General features: G+C 68.2%; 16 protein-coding genes. 1 reads left to right on the top strand and 15 read right to left on the bottom strand.

All coding sequences use genetic code 11. From position 1 onward, the window contains the following. The first annotated feature begins 12 nt into the window (after positions 1-12). On the top strand, positions 13-126 hold the full coding sequence (locus EOW66_RS19735) for an AraC family transcriptional regulator (RefSeq protein ID WP_239017514.1): 114 nt from the start codon (positions 13-15) through the stop codon (positions 124-126). A gap of 6 nt (positions 127-132) precedes the next feature. On the opposite strand, the gene EOW66_RS19730 is transcribed toward EOW66_RS19735, so the two are convergent. The 15 genes from EOW66_RS19730 to EOW66_RS19660 all read right to left on the bottom strand — a co-directional run bounded on the left by EOW66_RS19730 (position 133) and on the right by EOW66_RS19660 (position 14,889). Beyond that, a complete protein-coding gene (locus EOW66_RS19730; RefSeq protein WP_128158002.1) occupies positions 133-1,353 on the bottom strand; it encodes an NAD(P)/FAD-dependent oxidoreductase in 1,221 nt (406 codons plus the stop codon). A 3-nt stretch (positions 1,354-1,356) separates the two neighbouring features. After that, positions 1,357-1,671 carry a 2Fe-2S iron-sulfur cluster-binding protein gene (locus EOW66_RS19725; protein WP_128158001.1) on the bottom strand — a complete coding sequence of 105 codons (315 nt, stop codon included), beginning with the start codon at positions 1,669-1,671 and terminating at the stop codon, positions 1,357-1,359. Positions 1,672-1,680: 9 nt separating this feature from the next. After that, on the bottom strand, positions 1,681-2,442 hold the full coding sequence (locus EOW66_RS19720) for an SDR family NAD(P)-dependent oxidoreductase (protein ID WP_128158000.1): 762 nt from the start codon (positions 2,440-2,442) through the stop codon (positions 1,681-1,683). Next, the gene (locus EOW66_RS19715) at positions 2,435-3,061 is read right to left on the bottom strand and encodes an HD domain-containing protein (protein WP_128157999.1); all 627 of its coding nucleotides are present in this window, start codon (positions 3,059-3,061) and stop codon (positions 2,435-2,437) included. Before EOW66_RS19715 ends, EOW66_RS19720 begins: the two co-directional genes overlap by 8 nt. 8 nt (positions 3,062-3,069) lie before the next feature. Further along, the gene (locus EOW66_RS19710) at positions 3,070-4,509 is read right to left on the bottom strand and encodes an aldehyde dehydrogenase family protein (RefSeq protein ID WP_128157998.1); all 1,440 of its coding nucleotides are present in this window, start codon (positions 4,507-4,509) and stop codon (positions 3,070-3,072) included. A 10-nt stretch (positions 4,510-4,519) separates the two neighbouring features. After that, the gene (locus EOW66_RS19705; protein ID WP_128157997.1) at positions 4,520-5,125 is read right to left on the bottom strand and encodes an HD domain-containing protein; all 606 of its coding nucleotides are present in this window, start codon (positions 5,123-5,125) and stop codon (positions 4,520-4,522) included. Between the two features lie 60 nt (positions 5,126-5,185). Then, on the bottom strand, positions 5,186-6,997 hold the full coding sequence (locus tag EOW66_RS19700) for a PEP-utilizing enzyme (RefSeq protein WP_128157996.1): 1,812 nt from the start codon (positions 6,995-6,997) through the stop codon (positions 5,186-5,188). Between the two features lie 59 nt (positions 6,998-7,056). Then, complete coding sequence (locus tag EOW66_RS19695; protein ID WP_128157995.1) at positions 7,057-8,124, bottom strand: PEP/pyruvate-binding domain-containing protein; 1,068 nt, start codon at positions 8,122-8,124, stop codon at positions 7,057-7,059. Continuing rightward, positions 8,124-9,359 (bottom strand): cytochrome P450, encoded by a 1,236-nt coding sequence (locus EOW66_RS19690; protein WP_128157994.1) that lies wholly within the window; start codon positions 9,357-9,359, stop codon positions 8,124-8,126. Before EOW66_RS19690 ends, EOW66_RS19695 begins: the two co-directional genes overlap by 1 nt. 230 nt (positions 9,360-9,589) lie before the next feature. Further along, complete coding sequence (locus tag EOW66_RS19685) at positions 9,590-11,086, bottom strand: AfsR/SARP family transcriptional regulator (RefSeq protein ID WP_206363759.1); 1,497 nt, start codon at positions 11,084-11,086, stop codon at positions 9,590-9,592. Positions 11,087-11,180: 94 nt separating this feature from the next. Next, the gene (locus tag EOW66_RS19680; protein WP_164881209.1) at positions 11,181-11,852 is read right to left on the bottom strand and encodes an OmpW/AlkL family protein; all 672 of its coding nucleotides are present in this window, start codon (positions 11,850-11,852) and stop codon (positions 11,181-11,183) included. A gap of 29 nt (positions 11,853-11,881) precedes the next feature. After that, a complete protein-coding gene (locus tag EOW66_RS19675; RefSeq protein ID WP_128157992.1) occupies positions 11,882-12,292 on the bottom strand; it encodes a 2Fe-2S iron-sulfur cluster binding domain-containing protein in 411 nt (136 codons plus the stop codon). 4 nt (positions 12,293-12,296) lie between these two features. Then, entirely contained in the window at positions 12,297-12,848 is a 552-nt protein-coding gene (locus tag EOW66_RS19670; protein WP_128157991.1) for a luciferase domain-containing protein, read from the bottom strand. Further along, entirely contained in the window at positions 12,832-13,818 is a 987-nt protein-coding gene (locus EOW66_RS19665; protein ID WP_128157990.1) for a 2Fe-2S iron-sulfur cluster-binding protein, read from the bottom strand. Before EOW66_RS19665 ends, EOW66_RS19670 begins: the two co-directional genes overlap by 17 nt. 48 nt (positions 13,819-13,866) lie before the next feature. Further along, a complete protein-coding gene (locus EOW66_RS19660) occupies positions 13,867-14,889 on the bottom strand; it encodes a toluene hydroxylase (RefSeq protein ID WP_128157989.1) in 1,023 nt (340 codons plus the stop codon). Positions 14,890-14,893 lie beyond the last annotated feature (4 nt).

The following is a 14,893-nucleotide window of genomic DNA, read 5'->3' as shown; positions in this document are numbered from 1 at the left end:
ACGCAGTTGCCGGTGGCCGAGATCGGCTATCGGCTGGCCTTCGACGACCCGGCCTATTTCTCGCGCCGCTTCCGCGCGGTGCGGGGGCTGACGCCCTCGGACTATCGCGCGCAATTCTCGGGCTAGGCGCGTTCAGTCCGCGGCCGCCATGAACGCCGCCTTCAGCGCGCGCGCATCGCCCGCCCGCATCAGTTCGCGCGGCGGGGTGAAGCCGCGGGCAATCATCTGCCGCGCCAGCATATGCTCGCCCGCACTGTTGATCGTCTCGACCGCGACAAGCCGGCCCTCCTTCAGGTGATAGACCGACTTCAGCGCCCCCTCCGGGCCGCGGCATTCGATCGCCTCGTCGGCGCCGCCGGCGAGACCGGCGATCTGCAGCTTCATCGCGCCGATGTCGGACCAGAACCAGGGCACCGCGACGTAATCGGTGGGCGTGCCAGCGAGCGTGGCGGCCAGTGCGCGCGCCTGATCGGTCGCGTTCTGCACCGACTCGAGCCGCAGCCGCCCTGTCCCACCCGGGAAGGAGGCACAATCGCCCAACGCATAGATCACCGGATCCGCGCTGCGCAGCTGGCGATCGACCGCGATCCCGTTGTCGAGCGCCAGCCCCGCCGCGCGCGCGAGATCGACCACCGGCACAGCGCCGATGCCGACGATCACCAGATCGGCCGGCAGCACTTCGCCCGCGAGCGCGACGCCGGTGACATGCCCGCCCGCGCCGCGCAGCGCGGTGATGCCGACCCCGGTCAGCACCCGCACGCCCGAGGCCGTGAGCGCCGCCTCGACCGCGGCGGCGAGGGCCGGGCTTGCCGCGCGGCCCAGAAGCCGCGGCGCGAGTTCCACCACGCTCACCGCGATGCCGCGCCCGGCGAGCATCGCCGCCGCTTCGAGCCCGATGAAACCGCCGCCGATCACCACCACCCGCGCCACCTGCGGCAGCGCTTCGCGCATCGCGCGCGCATCCGCCGCGGTGCGCAGGGTGAAGACGCCCGCCAGATCGGCCCCCGGCACGGTGAGCCGGCGCGCCTCGGTGCCGGTGGCAAGCACGAGCCTGTCATAGGAGAGGCTCTCCCCCCCGGTCAGGGTCACCTGCCGGGCGACGCGGTCGATCGCCTCCACCCGCTGCCCAAGACGCAGCTCGATGTCGTTGTCGGCGAAGATCTGCGCCGCGCGCAGCGGCTGCAGCGCGACATCGGGCGATTTCATGAAGGATTTCGACAGCGGCGGCTTGTGATAGGGGTGATCGGGGTCGGCCGAGACCAGATGCACCTCCCCCTTGTAGCCCTGTTCGCGCAACGACACGGCGAGCTGCGTTCCCCCGTGCCCTGCCCCGATGATGACGATGCCGCCCATCGCTCAGTGCCCCACGACGTCGAAGACCACGCCCTCGAGCGCCGGCGTCACCTCGATCTGGCAGGTCAGCCGGCTCGTCTCGCCCATCGCGTCGGAGGTGAATTCGAGCGTATCGCGCTCGGCCTCCTCCATCGCGGGCAGCGCGTCGCCGCCCGCGACCACGCGGCAATGGCAGGTCGCGCAGACGCAGGAGCCGCCGCATTCGGCCACGATCCCCGCCACCCCGGCCGTCGTCGCCGCGACCATCACGCTCTGCCCCGGCGCCGCCTCGATCTCGCGGCGATTGCCCGAGGGCTCGATGAAAACCAGTTTGACCATCTCTCTTCCTCAGTTGAATTGACGACCGCCATCGACGATCAGCGTCTGGCCGGTGACGAAGCCGGCCAGATCGGAGGCGAGATAGAGCGCGCCGCCCACCATGTCCCCGGCCCCCGCCGCGCGCTTGAGCGCCCCGCGCGTGACGCCGTAGCTGGCCGCATCCTCCATCAGGCCAAGGCTCGCCTCGGTCAGGGTGAAGCCCGGCGCGAGCACATTCACCCGGATGCCGGCATCGCCGAGCTCGCGCGCCATCGCGCGCGTCATCGCGATCACCGCCCCTTTCGAGGCGACGTAATGCAGCCATTGCGGCGAGCCCGAGAAGACCGTGGCGGAGGAGACATTGACGATCGCGCCGCCGCCCGCTGCACGCATCAAGGGCGTCAGCGCGCGGCTCATCTGCCACACGCCCTTGACGTTCACCGCCATCACCCGGTCCCAGACCGCCTCGTCGATCTCCTCAAGCGCGCGGCGTTCGAGGCCAGCGTAGATTGCGGCGTTGTTCACGAGGATGTCGACGCCGCCCAAAAGCCGCCCGGCGGTTTCGGCTAGCGTGGCGCAGCTTGCGGTGCTCGTCACATCGACCGTCGTCGCATGGGCCACACCGCCCGCGGCGGCGATCAGCGCGACCGTCTCGGCGCAGCCGGCGGCGTTGATATCGGCGACAAGCACCGTGGCGCCGGCGCGCGCGAACCCTTGGGCGAACGCACGGCCAAGCCCGCCCGCGGCGCCGGTCACCACCGCGCGTTTGCCGGTCAGTCTCAGGTCAGACATTCTGAATCTCCTCAAGATAGGCGGGCGCCTCGCGCGTCGCGCGCGCCACGGCAAGCGAGGCGCGGGCCATCGCGCGGCCCGGCGCGGTCAGAAATTGCGGCAGGACGAAATCCTCGAGCATGGCGATGATCTCGGCCGGGCCGGAGGCGAACCAGCCGCAGATCGTCTCGATCCCGTGCGGGGTGCAGCGCCAGGCCTTGTCGGCATCCTTCACCAGCGCATCTTCTGGGGAACTCGCCTCCTTCATCGTGTCGTGGCGGTCGATGATCGCCAGCACCGCGTCGATATCGACGCCCACGGGGCGGTGGCGGCGCAGGATCTCGCCCGCGATCTCGACGCCGTGGATCTCGTGGCTGCGCACCAGTTCCCTGCGGGTCGGGTTCGGCCCCACCGCATCGGCCATCAGCGCCGGGTCGATCCGCTTCCAGCCGACGTCATGGAGCAGGATCGCCGGCAGCACGATGCTTTCCGCGACGCCCGGATGCTCGGCGAGCAGCGCGCGCGCGATCGCGTAGGAGATCAGCGTGTGCACATCGTTCGAGCGCACGTCGAGATAGGGGCGCGCCGCCTGCCACAGCGGCAGATCGCGCGGCACAAGGGTCACGGGGGACACGGGCATCACGGGCGTCACGACGGCACCTCGTAGCTGAGATACATCGTCTTGTATTCGAGATAGCTTTCGACCCCGTAGCGGCCCTTCTCGCGCCCGAGCCCGCTTTCCTTCATGCCGCCGAAGGGGACGTAATGCGAGGAGCGGTGGATGTCGTTGAGCCAGACCGAGCCCGCCTCGAGGCCTTCGCACAGCGTCAGCCCCTTCGCCAGATCGCGGCAGAAGACGAAACCGGCGAGGCCGTAGCGGCTCTGGTTCGCAAGCGCCAGCGCCTCGGCGGCGCTCTCGACCGGGGCGATGCCGAGCACGGGGCCGAAGGTCTCCTCGCGCATGATCAGCATCTCCTGCGTCGCATCGGCAATGAGCGTCGGCGGGAAGTAGAAGCCGCCCTCGAAGCCCGCGCCGCGCTGACGCGCGCCGCCAAGCAGGATCCGCGCGCCGCGTTCGCGCGCGTCGTCCGATTGAGCCGCGGAATTGGCAAAGATCTTCTCGTTCACCAGCGGGCCGAGATCGCCCTCGCCCCCCGCCGGCTGCAGCGTGAGCTGGCCCGCCTTCGCGACCATGAGCGCGAGGAAGGCCTCATAGACCGGGCGTTCGACGAAGACGCGGTTGACGCGGTAGCAGAACTGCCCGGAATTGGCGAAACCGTGCCGGGTGATCGCGGTCGTGGCCTTGTCGAGATCGGCGTCCGCACAGACGATCGCCGCGCTCTGCCCGCCGAGTTCGAGCGTCACCCGTTTCATCGTGCCGGTCGCAGCGGCCGCGATCGCCTTGCCCGCCGCGGTGCCGCCGGTGAAGGCGATCTTGCGCGGCACCGGATGCTCGACCATCGCCATGCCGATCTCGCGCCCCTTGCCTGTGACAACGTTGAAGACGCCCGCCGGCAGCCCTGCCCTGAAGAAGATCTCGGCCAGCATCAGCGTCGAGCGCGGCGTGTCCTCGGCCGGTTTCGCGACCACGGTGCAGCCCGCGATCAGCGCCGCGCCAAGCTTGAACATCAAGAGCGTGACCGGGTAGTTGAAGGGGGTGATCGCCACCACGACGCCCACCGGCTCGCGCGTCACCACCGTCTTTTCGCCCGGCGCGGAGCCCAGCGAGATGGTGGCCGAAAGCCGCAGCCCCTCCTCGGCATAGACATCGAGCAGATCGGCCGAGCGGGTGATCTCGGCGATGCAGGCGGGCAGCGGGCGGCCAAGCTCCTCGTGCAGCGCCGCGCCCACCGTTTCGGCCGCGGCGCGCATCGCCGCGGCGCAGCGCTTCTGGATCGCGACGCGCTCGGCCATCGGGCGGCGCTTCCAGTCTTCCATCGCATGCGCGGCGGCCATGATCGCCGCATCGGCATCCGCCGCCGTGCCGCGCGGCACGGTGTCGATCACCGCGCCCGTCGCCGGGGCGATCACTTCGACGATCTCTCCGTTCGCGGCCGCCTGCCAGGCCCCGTTGATGAACATGTCCATGTCTTCGTCCTCAGATCACATGCAGCATCAGCGCCTTGCGCGTCGCCGCGAGTTCGCTCACCGCCATGCGCCCCCCCGCCTCGGTCTCGAGCTGGGTCTTCTGGCTCTCGAGCCGCTCGGCATAGCCATGCGGCGTGGTCTTGAACCACTCGCAGGCCACCGCCACCCCGGTCACCGAAAACCGCCAGAGCTTGTCGGCGTCGCGCACGATCCGGTCGTTGAGATGGCGCGGTTCGGTGCGGGTGTCGTGGCCGTCGATGATCTCGCAGACCTGCGCGATCACCGCCTCGCTCCAGCCGGTCGCGCGCAGCACCTCGGTCGCCATCCGCACGCCCTCGGCCTCGTGCAGATAGCGCACGTCGGATTGCAGCATGTTCGGGCCGGAAAAGCCCTTCTCGATGATGTCCTCCATGTCGATCGCATACCAGCCGATGTCATGGAGCAGGATCGCGAGCGAACAGACGTCGCGATCGGCCTGCGGGTATTCGTCGAGCAGCCGCTGCGCCCAGATGAAGGAGAGCGGAATATGCACGTCGTTCTTGCGCGCCCGCATATAGGGCTCGGCCGCGCGCCAGACGGGGTCATAGCGGCTCAGATCGGCGGATTTGTCGAGCATCGGAACCTCTTGAGCAATGGGAAAGCGGGGGCTGATGGCGGGCAGCCCCCGGGCGGCGGTTCAGTCGAGCAGCGTCACCTTGCCGGTGTTGCCGTCGACCCGGATCCTCTGTCCGGTGGTGATCCGCGACGAGCCGTTGCCGGTGCCGGTGACGGCAGGCAGGCCGTATTCGCGGCACACGATCGCGGCATGGCTCATCATCCCGCCGATGTCGGTGACGGTCGCCTTGATCTTGCCGAAGACCGGCGCCCAGCTCGGCGCGGTGACCTGGGTGACGAGGATCTCGCCCTGCTGGATCTCGCCGAGCTGATCGGGGCTGCGCACGACGCGCGCGATGCCCTCGACCAGCCCCGGCGAGGCCGCCATGCCCTGCAGCTCGTCGGACTGGTCATCGGTGCTGACCCAGTTCTGGATCGCCTCCGAGGTGATGCCCCAGAGCATGATCGTGAAGGGTTCGGTGATCACCTTCGGCGGGGTGTTGAGCGCGGGCAGCGGCGCCTGCGTCGAGAGCGCGTCGATGATGCCGCGCCGGCGCGCGATCTCGGCCGGCCAGTAGCTCGGCCCGATCCAGTCGCCCCCGGTGGCCCAGGCATTGCCGTAGTCGAAGAGCGCGTCGCGCACCTCCTGGCGGGTGAGGTAGAACATCCCGTCCTCGGTCGGCCAGAAGCCCTCCTCCATCAGGAGCCGGCTGAGCCCGCGCATCTGCTTCCAGAACACGCACATCGACCAGTGCTCGATGTAGAAGTTGTGGTTCTCGACATAGGGAAAGACGACGCGCGCGAGGCCGAGCTTGGCGCGGAACGCCTCGGCGTCCTCGGCCTCCATCATCGCCTCGTATTCGTCAGTGATCCGGTCGCGCTCGGCCACGAGTTTCGCCGTCGGACGCTCGATCGTCTCGCCGGCCCGGGCGCGCAGGATATAGTCGCGCAGATAGCCCATCGGGATGTCGAGATGGTCGATCCAGTACTTGTCGGTCGAATAGAAGCCATTTCCGCTGGTGAAGTTGAACCAGGGATCCTGCGCGGCCTCCCAGGCATCGACCCAGATCTGCCCCTTCGGCCGGGCGGCGACGGCGGCGAGCGCCGCGGCGACACTGCCGGAGACCAGCGCATCGTCGACGCCCAGTTCGATCGCCAGCCGCGCGAGCTTCTTGATCTCGTCATCGGGGCGGAACAGGTCGCTGTCGACGCCCTGCACCATCTTCGCGATCGCCTGATCGGGGATCGAGGGGAACTGCCCCTTCATGAAGCCGAAGAAGTCGAGATAGGCGGCATAGCCGAGGTTGAGGAATTCGAAGTGATACTGCCAGGTCTTGTAGAGCAGCTGGATCGCGGCGTCGTAATTCGCCATCAGGTCGAGATGCGGATCGACCCCGCGCCCCTCGGTGATCCATTCGATCGGCACCACCTCGGGCAGCTTGTGGAATTCGAGCGCCTCCATCTCGGCGATATTGGCCTTCACCTTGCGGTGCCAGTTGTCGAGCAGCTGCTCCCAGTTCTGGAAATAGTAGCCCGCGCGTTCGAGGAACTGCGGAATGCGGCCCTCGATCTTTTCCGGCGCCACCGCGATCGGCGACATGTAGCAATAGCCGTTGTGGATGCGGTAATCGACGCCGTTCGCCGGCGGCACGAGGTAGTGGCGGGTGTTGTACTGGCCCAGGCAGCGCACCGCGAATTCGACCGTCACCGCATCGAAGGGCTTGAACGGGTTCGGCCAGTGCTGGCTGTCACAGAACCAGAATTTCGCGTCCTCCCGTGCGCGAAGATCCGGCTGGAACGTCAGATAATACGGGTAGAGCGCCTCCCAGCCCTCGGCCCCCTTCGGGGCCTTGACGTCATATGCGCTTGGAAACAGCGGCGTTTGCGCGTCCATTTCGGTTGTTCCTCCCTAGAAAACCGAGTGATTGCATTGGAAAGTCGGAGCCTCCGGCCTCAGCCGCCGGAGCCGATCGGATTGTTGAGCGCGCCGACGATGCCCATCATGCCGGTGGCATGGCTCACGCGGCGCTTGGCCACCGCCTTCTGCGACCAGACCGTCTCGGGCCGGGCCTGCAGCGCAAGCAGGTTCTCGCCCTCGGGCAGATCGGCGTCGATCGCCCATTCGACATCCTGCGGGCAGCCCTTGATCTTCTCGAGGGTCTTCGCGAGCCGCGCGACGGTGAGGATCTCGGCATCGGAGAGACACTGCGCCTTGCGCCGCGGCCCCTCGATCTCGCGCTCGACGGTGGTGCGCGCCGCCGGATCGGGCAGAAGCTCCAGATGCTTGTCGGAAATGCGCCGATCGACGATCTCCATCAGCACCTTCTCGACCGAGAAGTTGTCGGGCGTGACCACCCCCGAGACCACGAGCTCGCCCAGCCCATAGGAGGCGTCGATCACGATCCGGGTGCGGTCGCCGTTGAGCGGGTCGAGCGTCATCGCCACCCCGGCGACGCGCGCGTTCACCATCTTCTGCACCGCGACGCTCATCAGCACCTCGATCTGACCGAGCCTGTTCTTCTCGCGGTAAGCCATCGCACGGGCGGTGAAGAGCGAGGCCCAGCAGTCGCGCACCTTCTCCACCACGCTGTCGGCGCCCATCACCCACAGATAGGTGTCCTGCTGGCCGGCAAAGCTTGCGTCGGGCAGATCCTCGGCGGTGGCCGAGGAGCGCACCGCCACCGGCAGATCCTCGCCCAGCCGGCGGTAATGCGTGCGGATCGCGGCCTCGACCGCGGTCGGCAGCGGATGCGAGCGGAAGCGGATCTGGATCGCCTGCGCCGCGCGTTCGAGCGCATCGACATCGTCATAGTCGAGCCGGCGCAGGATCGCCTCGATCTCGGCGCGCAGGCCGGTCTCGTTCAGCATCGCCTCATAGGCCTCGGTGGTCACCGCATAGCCGGGCGGCACCGCCACGCCAGCCTGCGTCATGTCGCCGAGCGAGGCGCATTTGCCGCCCACCCGGGCATGATCGGCCACCGAGATCGCCTCGAACGGCAGGATGAATGTCGTATCGCTCATCACCGGTCCCCCCAAAGGACGTCCACCCGTGCCGGCACGCGAAACGAGATGTTGTGCAGATAGTCGATGTCCTGATCCTCCTTCAGGCGCATCCTGGGAAAACGTCTTGTCAATTCACGCAGCATGATCCCGAATTCGAGCTTGGCAAGCTGCGAGCCAAGGCAGAAATGGATGCCGAAGCCGAAACTCAGGTGATTGCGCGCATTCGCCCGCGTCACATCGAAGGTGCCGCCGCTCTCGAACACTGCCTCGTCGCGATTGGCCGAGCCCATGATCAGCAGGATATCCGATCCCGCCGGCACCGCGACGCCGCCGATCTCGGCATCGGCCTTGGCCTTGCGGCGCCAGGCGACGATCGAGGGCGAATAGCGCAGCACTTCCTCGGTGGCCTGCGCGATCAGCCCGGGATCGGCGCAGAGCGCCTCCCACTGGTCGCGGCTGGTGAGCAGCGAGATCACCCCGTTCGCCATCAGCGTGGTGGTGGTCTCGTGCCCGGCAAAGAGCACCGAATACATCACCCCGGCGATTTCCTCGTCGCTGATCTCGGCGCCCTCGGCCTGCAGCCGCACCAGATCCGAGGGCAGATCGTCGCCCGGAACCTCCTTGCGGGCGGCCACGAGCGCACGGCAATAGGCCCAGTAGTCGACCATCTTGTGCGCATGCGGGATCTGTTCGGCGTCGCTGAGATTGCCCCAGGTCAGCAGCGCGCGGCTCACCGCCCAGTCCTTCACCTTCGGCACATCCGCCTCCGGAATGCCCATCAGCGTGAAGAGCACGAGGGCGGGCACCTCATAGGCGACCTCGCGGAAGAAGTCGCAGCCGCCCTGCGGCGCCACCTTGTTCAGTTGGCGCTCGATGATCGCCTCGATCTTCGGCTCGATCGCGCGGAAGCGGCGCGGCCCGAAACAGCCCTGCACGATCTTGCGGATGCGGGTGTGCTCGGGTGGCACCCGCGCCGAAAGGCCGGAATAGGCGGTGAAGCCGCCCTCGCGCATGATCTGCCGGCCCTCCGCGCACATCGGCCGCATCGGCGCCTGCGCGTTCTCGGAGGAGAACGTCTCCCAATCTTCGAAAACGGCCTTCACATCGGCATGACGGGTCACCACGAAATAGCCCGTGGGCTCGTGGAAGAACACCGGCGCCTCCTCGCGCAGATGCTGCCACGCGCCGAATGGCGCCTTGAGGTCGAACGGATCGAACCCGTCCTCCCCACGGATAACTTCCGCAACGCTCATCCAATGTCCTCCCTTGATGTGCGTCGTATGTCTTTTCTTGCAATCAGACTATACGTCCAACTTTGGTTTTTCTTTGGGTTATTATAGTCATTTATTTTCAATCTGTTGCGCGCGTTTTACCGACCTGTCGCGCGCGGTTTCGCGCGACTTCCCGCACCGCTTTCGCGCGGGATTCGGCCGCCGCCCGCACGCGCCGCGCCGAGGGGAATCGGAGCGGGCGCGGAGCGCGATCAGAGCGTGGTGAGGGAACGGTAGAGCCGGGTCAGCTCGCTGCTGCGCGGGCGGTCGTCGAAGCGCGAGAGTGAATCGAGATAAAGCGCATATTGCCGGTCGATCGCCTCGCGCCGGCCCTGGGCGGCGAAGATCTGCATCGCCTCCTCATGCGCGAATTCGGACAGCGGATCGAGCACCAGCGCCTTGCGGCAATGGGTGAGCGCGGCGGAATATTCCGCCCGCGTCCGGTAGATCCGCGCCGCATCGCGCTGCACCTTCAGATACATGTCGCGCAGCCAGTAGCGCCGCGTCCAGCACCAGTCGCGCTCCTGGTCGTCGACATATTCGGAGGGGATGTCCTCGAAGAGATCGCCGGAATAGAGCCGGTCGGCGGCGCGCAGGCAGATCAGCGCCTCGTCGAGATCGCCGGCCTTGATATGGCTCTGCGACTGGCGGCAGAGCTGCTCGAAGGTGGAAATGTCGATCCAGCTGCGTTCGGGCGGCACCAGGATGTAATTCGTGCCGTCGCGCAGCACATGGCCCGCCGCATGGCCCGAGCGGTTCTCATCGAGCGCCTGCCGCAGGCAGCGCACGGTGTGATAAAGCCGGTTGCGCGCGCCCTCGGCGCTTTCGGCATCGGGCCAGAGCAGATCGGCCAGATCGTCGGCGCGCGCGCCCTTGCCGCCCTGCTGCAGCAGATAGGCGAAGAGCGTCTTCGTCTTCATCGTGGCGCCGCCGGTGATCGCCCAGTCGACCTGCCGGCCATCGGCACGATAGACGCGCAGCCGGCCAAAGCAGCGGATCTTCCAGCGCTCGCGCACGTCCTCGTTGGGGATCGTGGGTTCCTCCGCGCGCCGGCTCAGCATCCACATCGGATCTGCCCCTTCGGCGGCGTGGCGGTCGGCATGGGGATTGTTGCGCACGAGGCTGGGCGCGATGCCGCCGAGCCAGAAATTCACCTGTTCGCGCAGCGTGCCCCGCGCATAGAGCTGCGGCGGCAGCCAATGCGGGTTCGGCACCATCCCCTCGGGGGCGAGCACCACCGGATGGCCGCGCAGCGCGCTCAGCAGATGCTCGTCGATCAGCAGGCTGCGATTGTAGAGCGAGACGACGGCGCGGCCGCTCTGCTCTGCCAGCTGCGCGGCGATGCCCATCCAGCCCTCGAAATTCGCCGTGGCCGAGGCGGTCTGCAGCCCCCAGCCCATGTCGACCGTCAGCACCGTCCCCGGTGGCGTCGCGGCCAGCCGGGCGGCAAGCTCGGTCTCCACCCGGGCGAAGGAGATCGGCACCCGCTCGAAGCCCAGCGCCTCGGCGGAAAGCGACTGCGGCCGAAAGCCCTGGATCATCGCGGGGCGCCCGCTGCGGGTCTGCGGCAGCGGGCCGATGTGCAGACTGCCGGTCGCGCCGAGATGGGTCTTCGCCAGGCGCAGGCAATCGCGCAGCATCTCGCGCTGCTTCGTGCCGAAGAAGGCAAAGCTGAGCGCGGTGCGGGGACTGTCCTGATCGGTTGCCATGCGACATCAAAGCAGGGGTTGGGGACGGAGACAAGCGCGCTCACGCGCCCGGTGCGCGCGGGCGGCCCGGAGCCTTCGCCCGGGCCGCCGCGGATCAGAACCGGTGCACCCAGCCGGCGTGCAGGATCAGCGGATCGAGCGTGATCTTCGCCGAGACCGGCGCCCCGCCAAGCGCCACCGCATTGCCGGTGGCGGAGGTGTTCACGAACACCTTGTTGGCCGAGAAGAAAAGCCCATCGGTGTCGCTCACCATGTAATCGAAGCCCACCCGCAGCACCGCTCCGAAGGCGCTTTTCGCCTTCAGCTTGGTGAGACCGCCGTCCTTCGCGTCGAACACCATGGTGTAGTTGACCCCGGCACCGACGAAGGGCTGGAACTTGCCCGCGGTCGGGATGTGGTAATTCGCTGCCACGATCAGCGGCCCATAGGTCACCTTGCCGACGGTGATGCCGGTGAGCGGCCCGGTGCCCTTGATCGTGGTGGTCGGCGGCAGCCCGCCGATCGCGATCACCGAGAAGGCATCGGAAAAGCGGTAGCCGAGGCCGAAGCCCAGCGTGAGATTGTCCGAGAGCGTGGCGCTCGCGCCGGGGATCGTGCTGCCCCCGGCCGAAATCTTCGCGCTCTCGGAAAAGCCGATGCCCGCCGGACCGATCTGGGTGTACCAGCCAAGCCGCGTCTGCGCCGCCGCGGGGCCAGCCGCGCCGAGCCCGATGAGCGCAAGCGCGAGCGCCCCGGCCCATCGTTTCATATGTCCCTTCCGTTTCATGCGTTCCTCCTCCCTTGGGTGATGATCGGTCATTGCGTATCGGCTTCGGCCGGGCGCGCGCGGCCGCGACGGAAGCCGGTGCGCGCGCCGGGCGGATAGGCCCGGGCAAGCTGATTGAGCCCGATGCGGTGCTGCGTCATCGCGCGGCGTGTCTCGTGCATGTCCTGGCGCAGCACCAGATCCGAAAGCGGCCGCGTCGAGCACAGCAGCACGAACCCCGCCGCGGCATCCTCGGGGTAATTCGTCAGCGCCGCGCTGCGATCGACCGCGCCCGAGACGAGCACCGCCGCGCAGGCGAGGCACCAGCCCTGCTCGCAGATCACCGGCCCCTCGATGCCAGCGTCCTGCATGGAATAGAGCAGATATTCATCCTCCCGCGCGGAGAAGCTCCAGGCGCCGTCGGGGCGTTCGAGCCGCACGGTGAAGCTGCACGCCGCCATCGCCTCACCACCGCGTATCGGGCAGGATCAGATCGCCGATCCGGCCCATCGCATAGCCATGCGCGGCCCCGGCGATGCGCACCGCCACGGCCAGCTCGGCGCCATCGCGTGGCGCATAGACGACAAGGCTTTGCGGCGGCACAGCACCTGCCATGTAGCGCGCGAAAGGATGCACCGTCGCCCAGCCGTGGTTCACCACCTTCTGCGCCCATTCCGGCCGCAGGCTCAGATGCATCGCGCCCCCCGGCTGCAGCGCCAGAAAGCAGCCCTCGCCGATGAAGGCCTCGGGCTGGCCACGCGCGAGATCCTCGTCCAGCGCGAAGCCGATGCCCGGCGCGCCGAAGGGGGCGGGCTGCTGCGTCACCCCGGGCAGCACCGTGATCGCTGCAGCGAGCGCGTCATGCAGTTCGGCGTCGCTTTCCTGGTCGAGCTGCGGGCAGGGCCATTTCGGCGCAAACCGCGGCCGCTCGCCGCGGCGGAACGCAAGCCGGCGCAGCCCCGGCGCGACCGGCACGCCCGTGGCCGGCCGGTGCCGGCGCTCAACCGAAACTGTCATAATGAACCCGGGTGATCGGCACCCCGGCCTCCTTCAGCTGCGCCTTCACGGCATTGACCATGACCGGAGGACCGGCGACGTAGAATTCGACCGCGGCCGGATCGAAATCCATCGCGGCGATCGCCTCGGGCGCGCGGCCGGTGAGCGCCGCCCTGCTCTCCGGATCTTCCTCGAGCACCGGGTGATAGCGCGCGCCGGGGATCTGCCCCACCGCCGCGGCGAGTTCATCGCCCGCGGCAAGATCGGCGGCGCGGCGCGCGCAATAGATGACGTCGACCGGAGCCCCGAAATCCACCCCCTCCTGCGCCGCCTGACGGGCGAGCGCGAGAATCGGCGAGATGCCAGTGCCCCCGGCGACGAAGATCTTGCGTCCCGGCCGCGGCTTCAGCGTGCAAGCGCCGAAGGGCGCCTCGATCACCACCTGCGCGCCCGGGCGCAGCGCGGCCAGCGCGGTCGAGCCCGCCCCGCCCGGGTAGCGTTTCGAGATGATCTGCAGATGCGTGCCGTCGGGCAGGTTGCACATCGAATAGGCCCGACGCAGCCCCGGGGCGAGATGCACGATCGCATATTGCCCGGGCAGGAAATCGGCTTCGCCCTCGGGGCGGAAGGTGAAGCGGCGGATCTCGGGGGCGAGCTCCTCGATGGCGATCAGCTCCGCGCGCTGCTCGCGGCTTGGGCGTGCCAGCGGCGGGGCGGCGGCGGGCGAGAGGCGGATCGTCACATCGGAGCGCGCCATCGACTGGCAGGCAAGGATGCGGCGGGTGCGCGCGTCACGCGGGCTGATCGCGGGGGCGGCGGCGAACATCAGCTCGGTCTCGCCCGCGACGAGCGTCACCTTGCAGCTGCCGCAGCTGCCCCAGCCACATTCATGCGGCAAGGCCACACCGGCGCGGCGCGCCGCCTGCAGCAGGGTCTCGTCGGCCCGCGCATCGAAATGCGGGCCGTCCTCGATCGTGACGGTGAAGCTCATGGCCAGTCCTCGGGATGGGACCGGCGGCCGGGGCCGCCGGCTGGTCGCTCAGAGATCGCAGGAGGCGATGAAACCGGCCTGCGCGGCGAGGGCGCGCGCCGCGATCGCCGTGGCACTGTCGGCCCCCGGCGCGCGCGCCAGCCCCTCGGCGATGCCGCGCACGGCCTTTTCGCCCAAGGGCTGCCAGCGCGACGCGAGATCGCGCAGCAGCCCCGCGTTCGATGCCGCCTTGCCCACCGCGTAGCGCACGAAGCCGCGGGTGTTCTCGACCGCATAGGCCTCGTCATAGACGCGGAAATCGTCGTGCAGCATCGCAAGCAGACGATCCCCGTTCGCCTCGGCGATGCGGGCGAATTCGGTGTTGAAGAGGTGATCGAAAAGCGGGCGCAGCACCAGCTGGCGCGAGGCGAAGGCCTCGCCGAAATCATAGGCGCAGAGCTGCTTTTCCATCAGTTCCCGCAGCCCCTGCCAGGTCTCCCCCCCGGTCCAGGCGGCGCGGGTGCGGTCGCTGTCGGCGAGATCCGGGCGTTCGGTATCCATCGCGATCACCTGCGCCAGATAGGCCTGACGCTGCACGCGGCGCATCTCGTTCGCCATCTGGAAATAGAAGGTATTGGTGACGAAGGCCGAGGGCGCCATCTGCCCGAGATAGACCGCGCTCATCTGCGCGGCATGGCCCGGGAACCGCACCGGCAGGTAGTAGTCGCCGAGGAAATCGAGCCAGTCGGGCGAAAGCCCGGCGTAATGGTTACGCCCCTCGAATTCGTCGATCAGGTTGTCGCAATAGACCTCGCGGTCCTTCTGGTCCTCGACGTAGCGCCGATAGGTATAGGCGCGCAGATCGCGGTAGCCCTCCCAGTCGTCGACCGAGGCGACGAGCGGCGAGTTCTCGCGATTGGTCCGGTAAAAGACGTTCACGCCCCATTCCGCCGAAAGCTCGAACGGTGCGGGCTCGTTGCGGAAATGGTTGTGGAACTTGAAGGTCACGGCCTCGTATTCCGAGGGCACGCGCCGCTCGGTCCAGAGGCTCCAGGGTTGTTTGCGCTTGCGCGACTGCGAACTGACGATCATCTTT

The organism is Paenirhodobacter huangdaonensis (assembly GCF_004022465.1).
Lineage (GTDB): Bacteria > Pseudomonadota > Alphaproteobacteria > Rhodobacterales > Rhodobacteraceae > Rhodobacter > Rhodobacter huangdaonensis.
The sequence above is the reverse complement of the archived record's forward strand: the minus strand, read 5'-3'. Positions and strand labels throughout refer to the sequence as shown.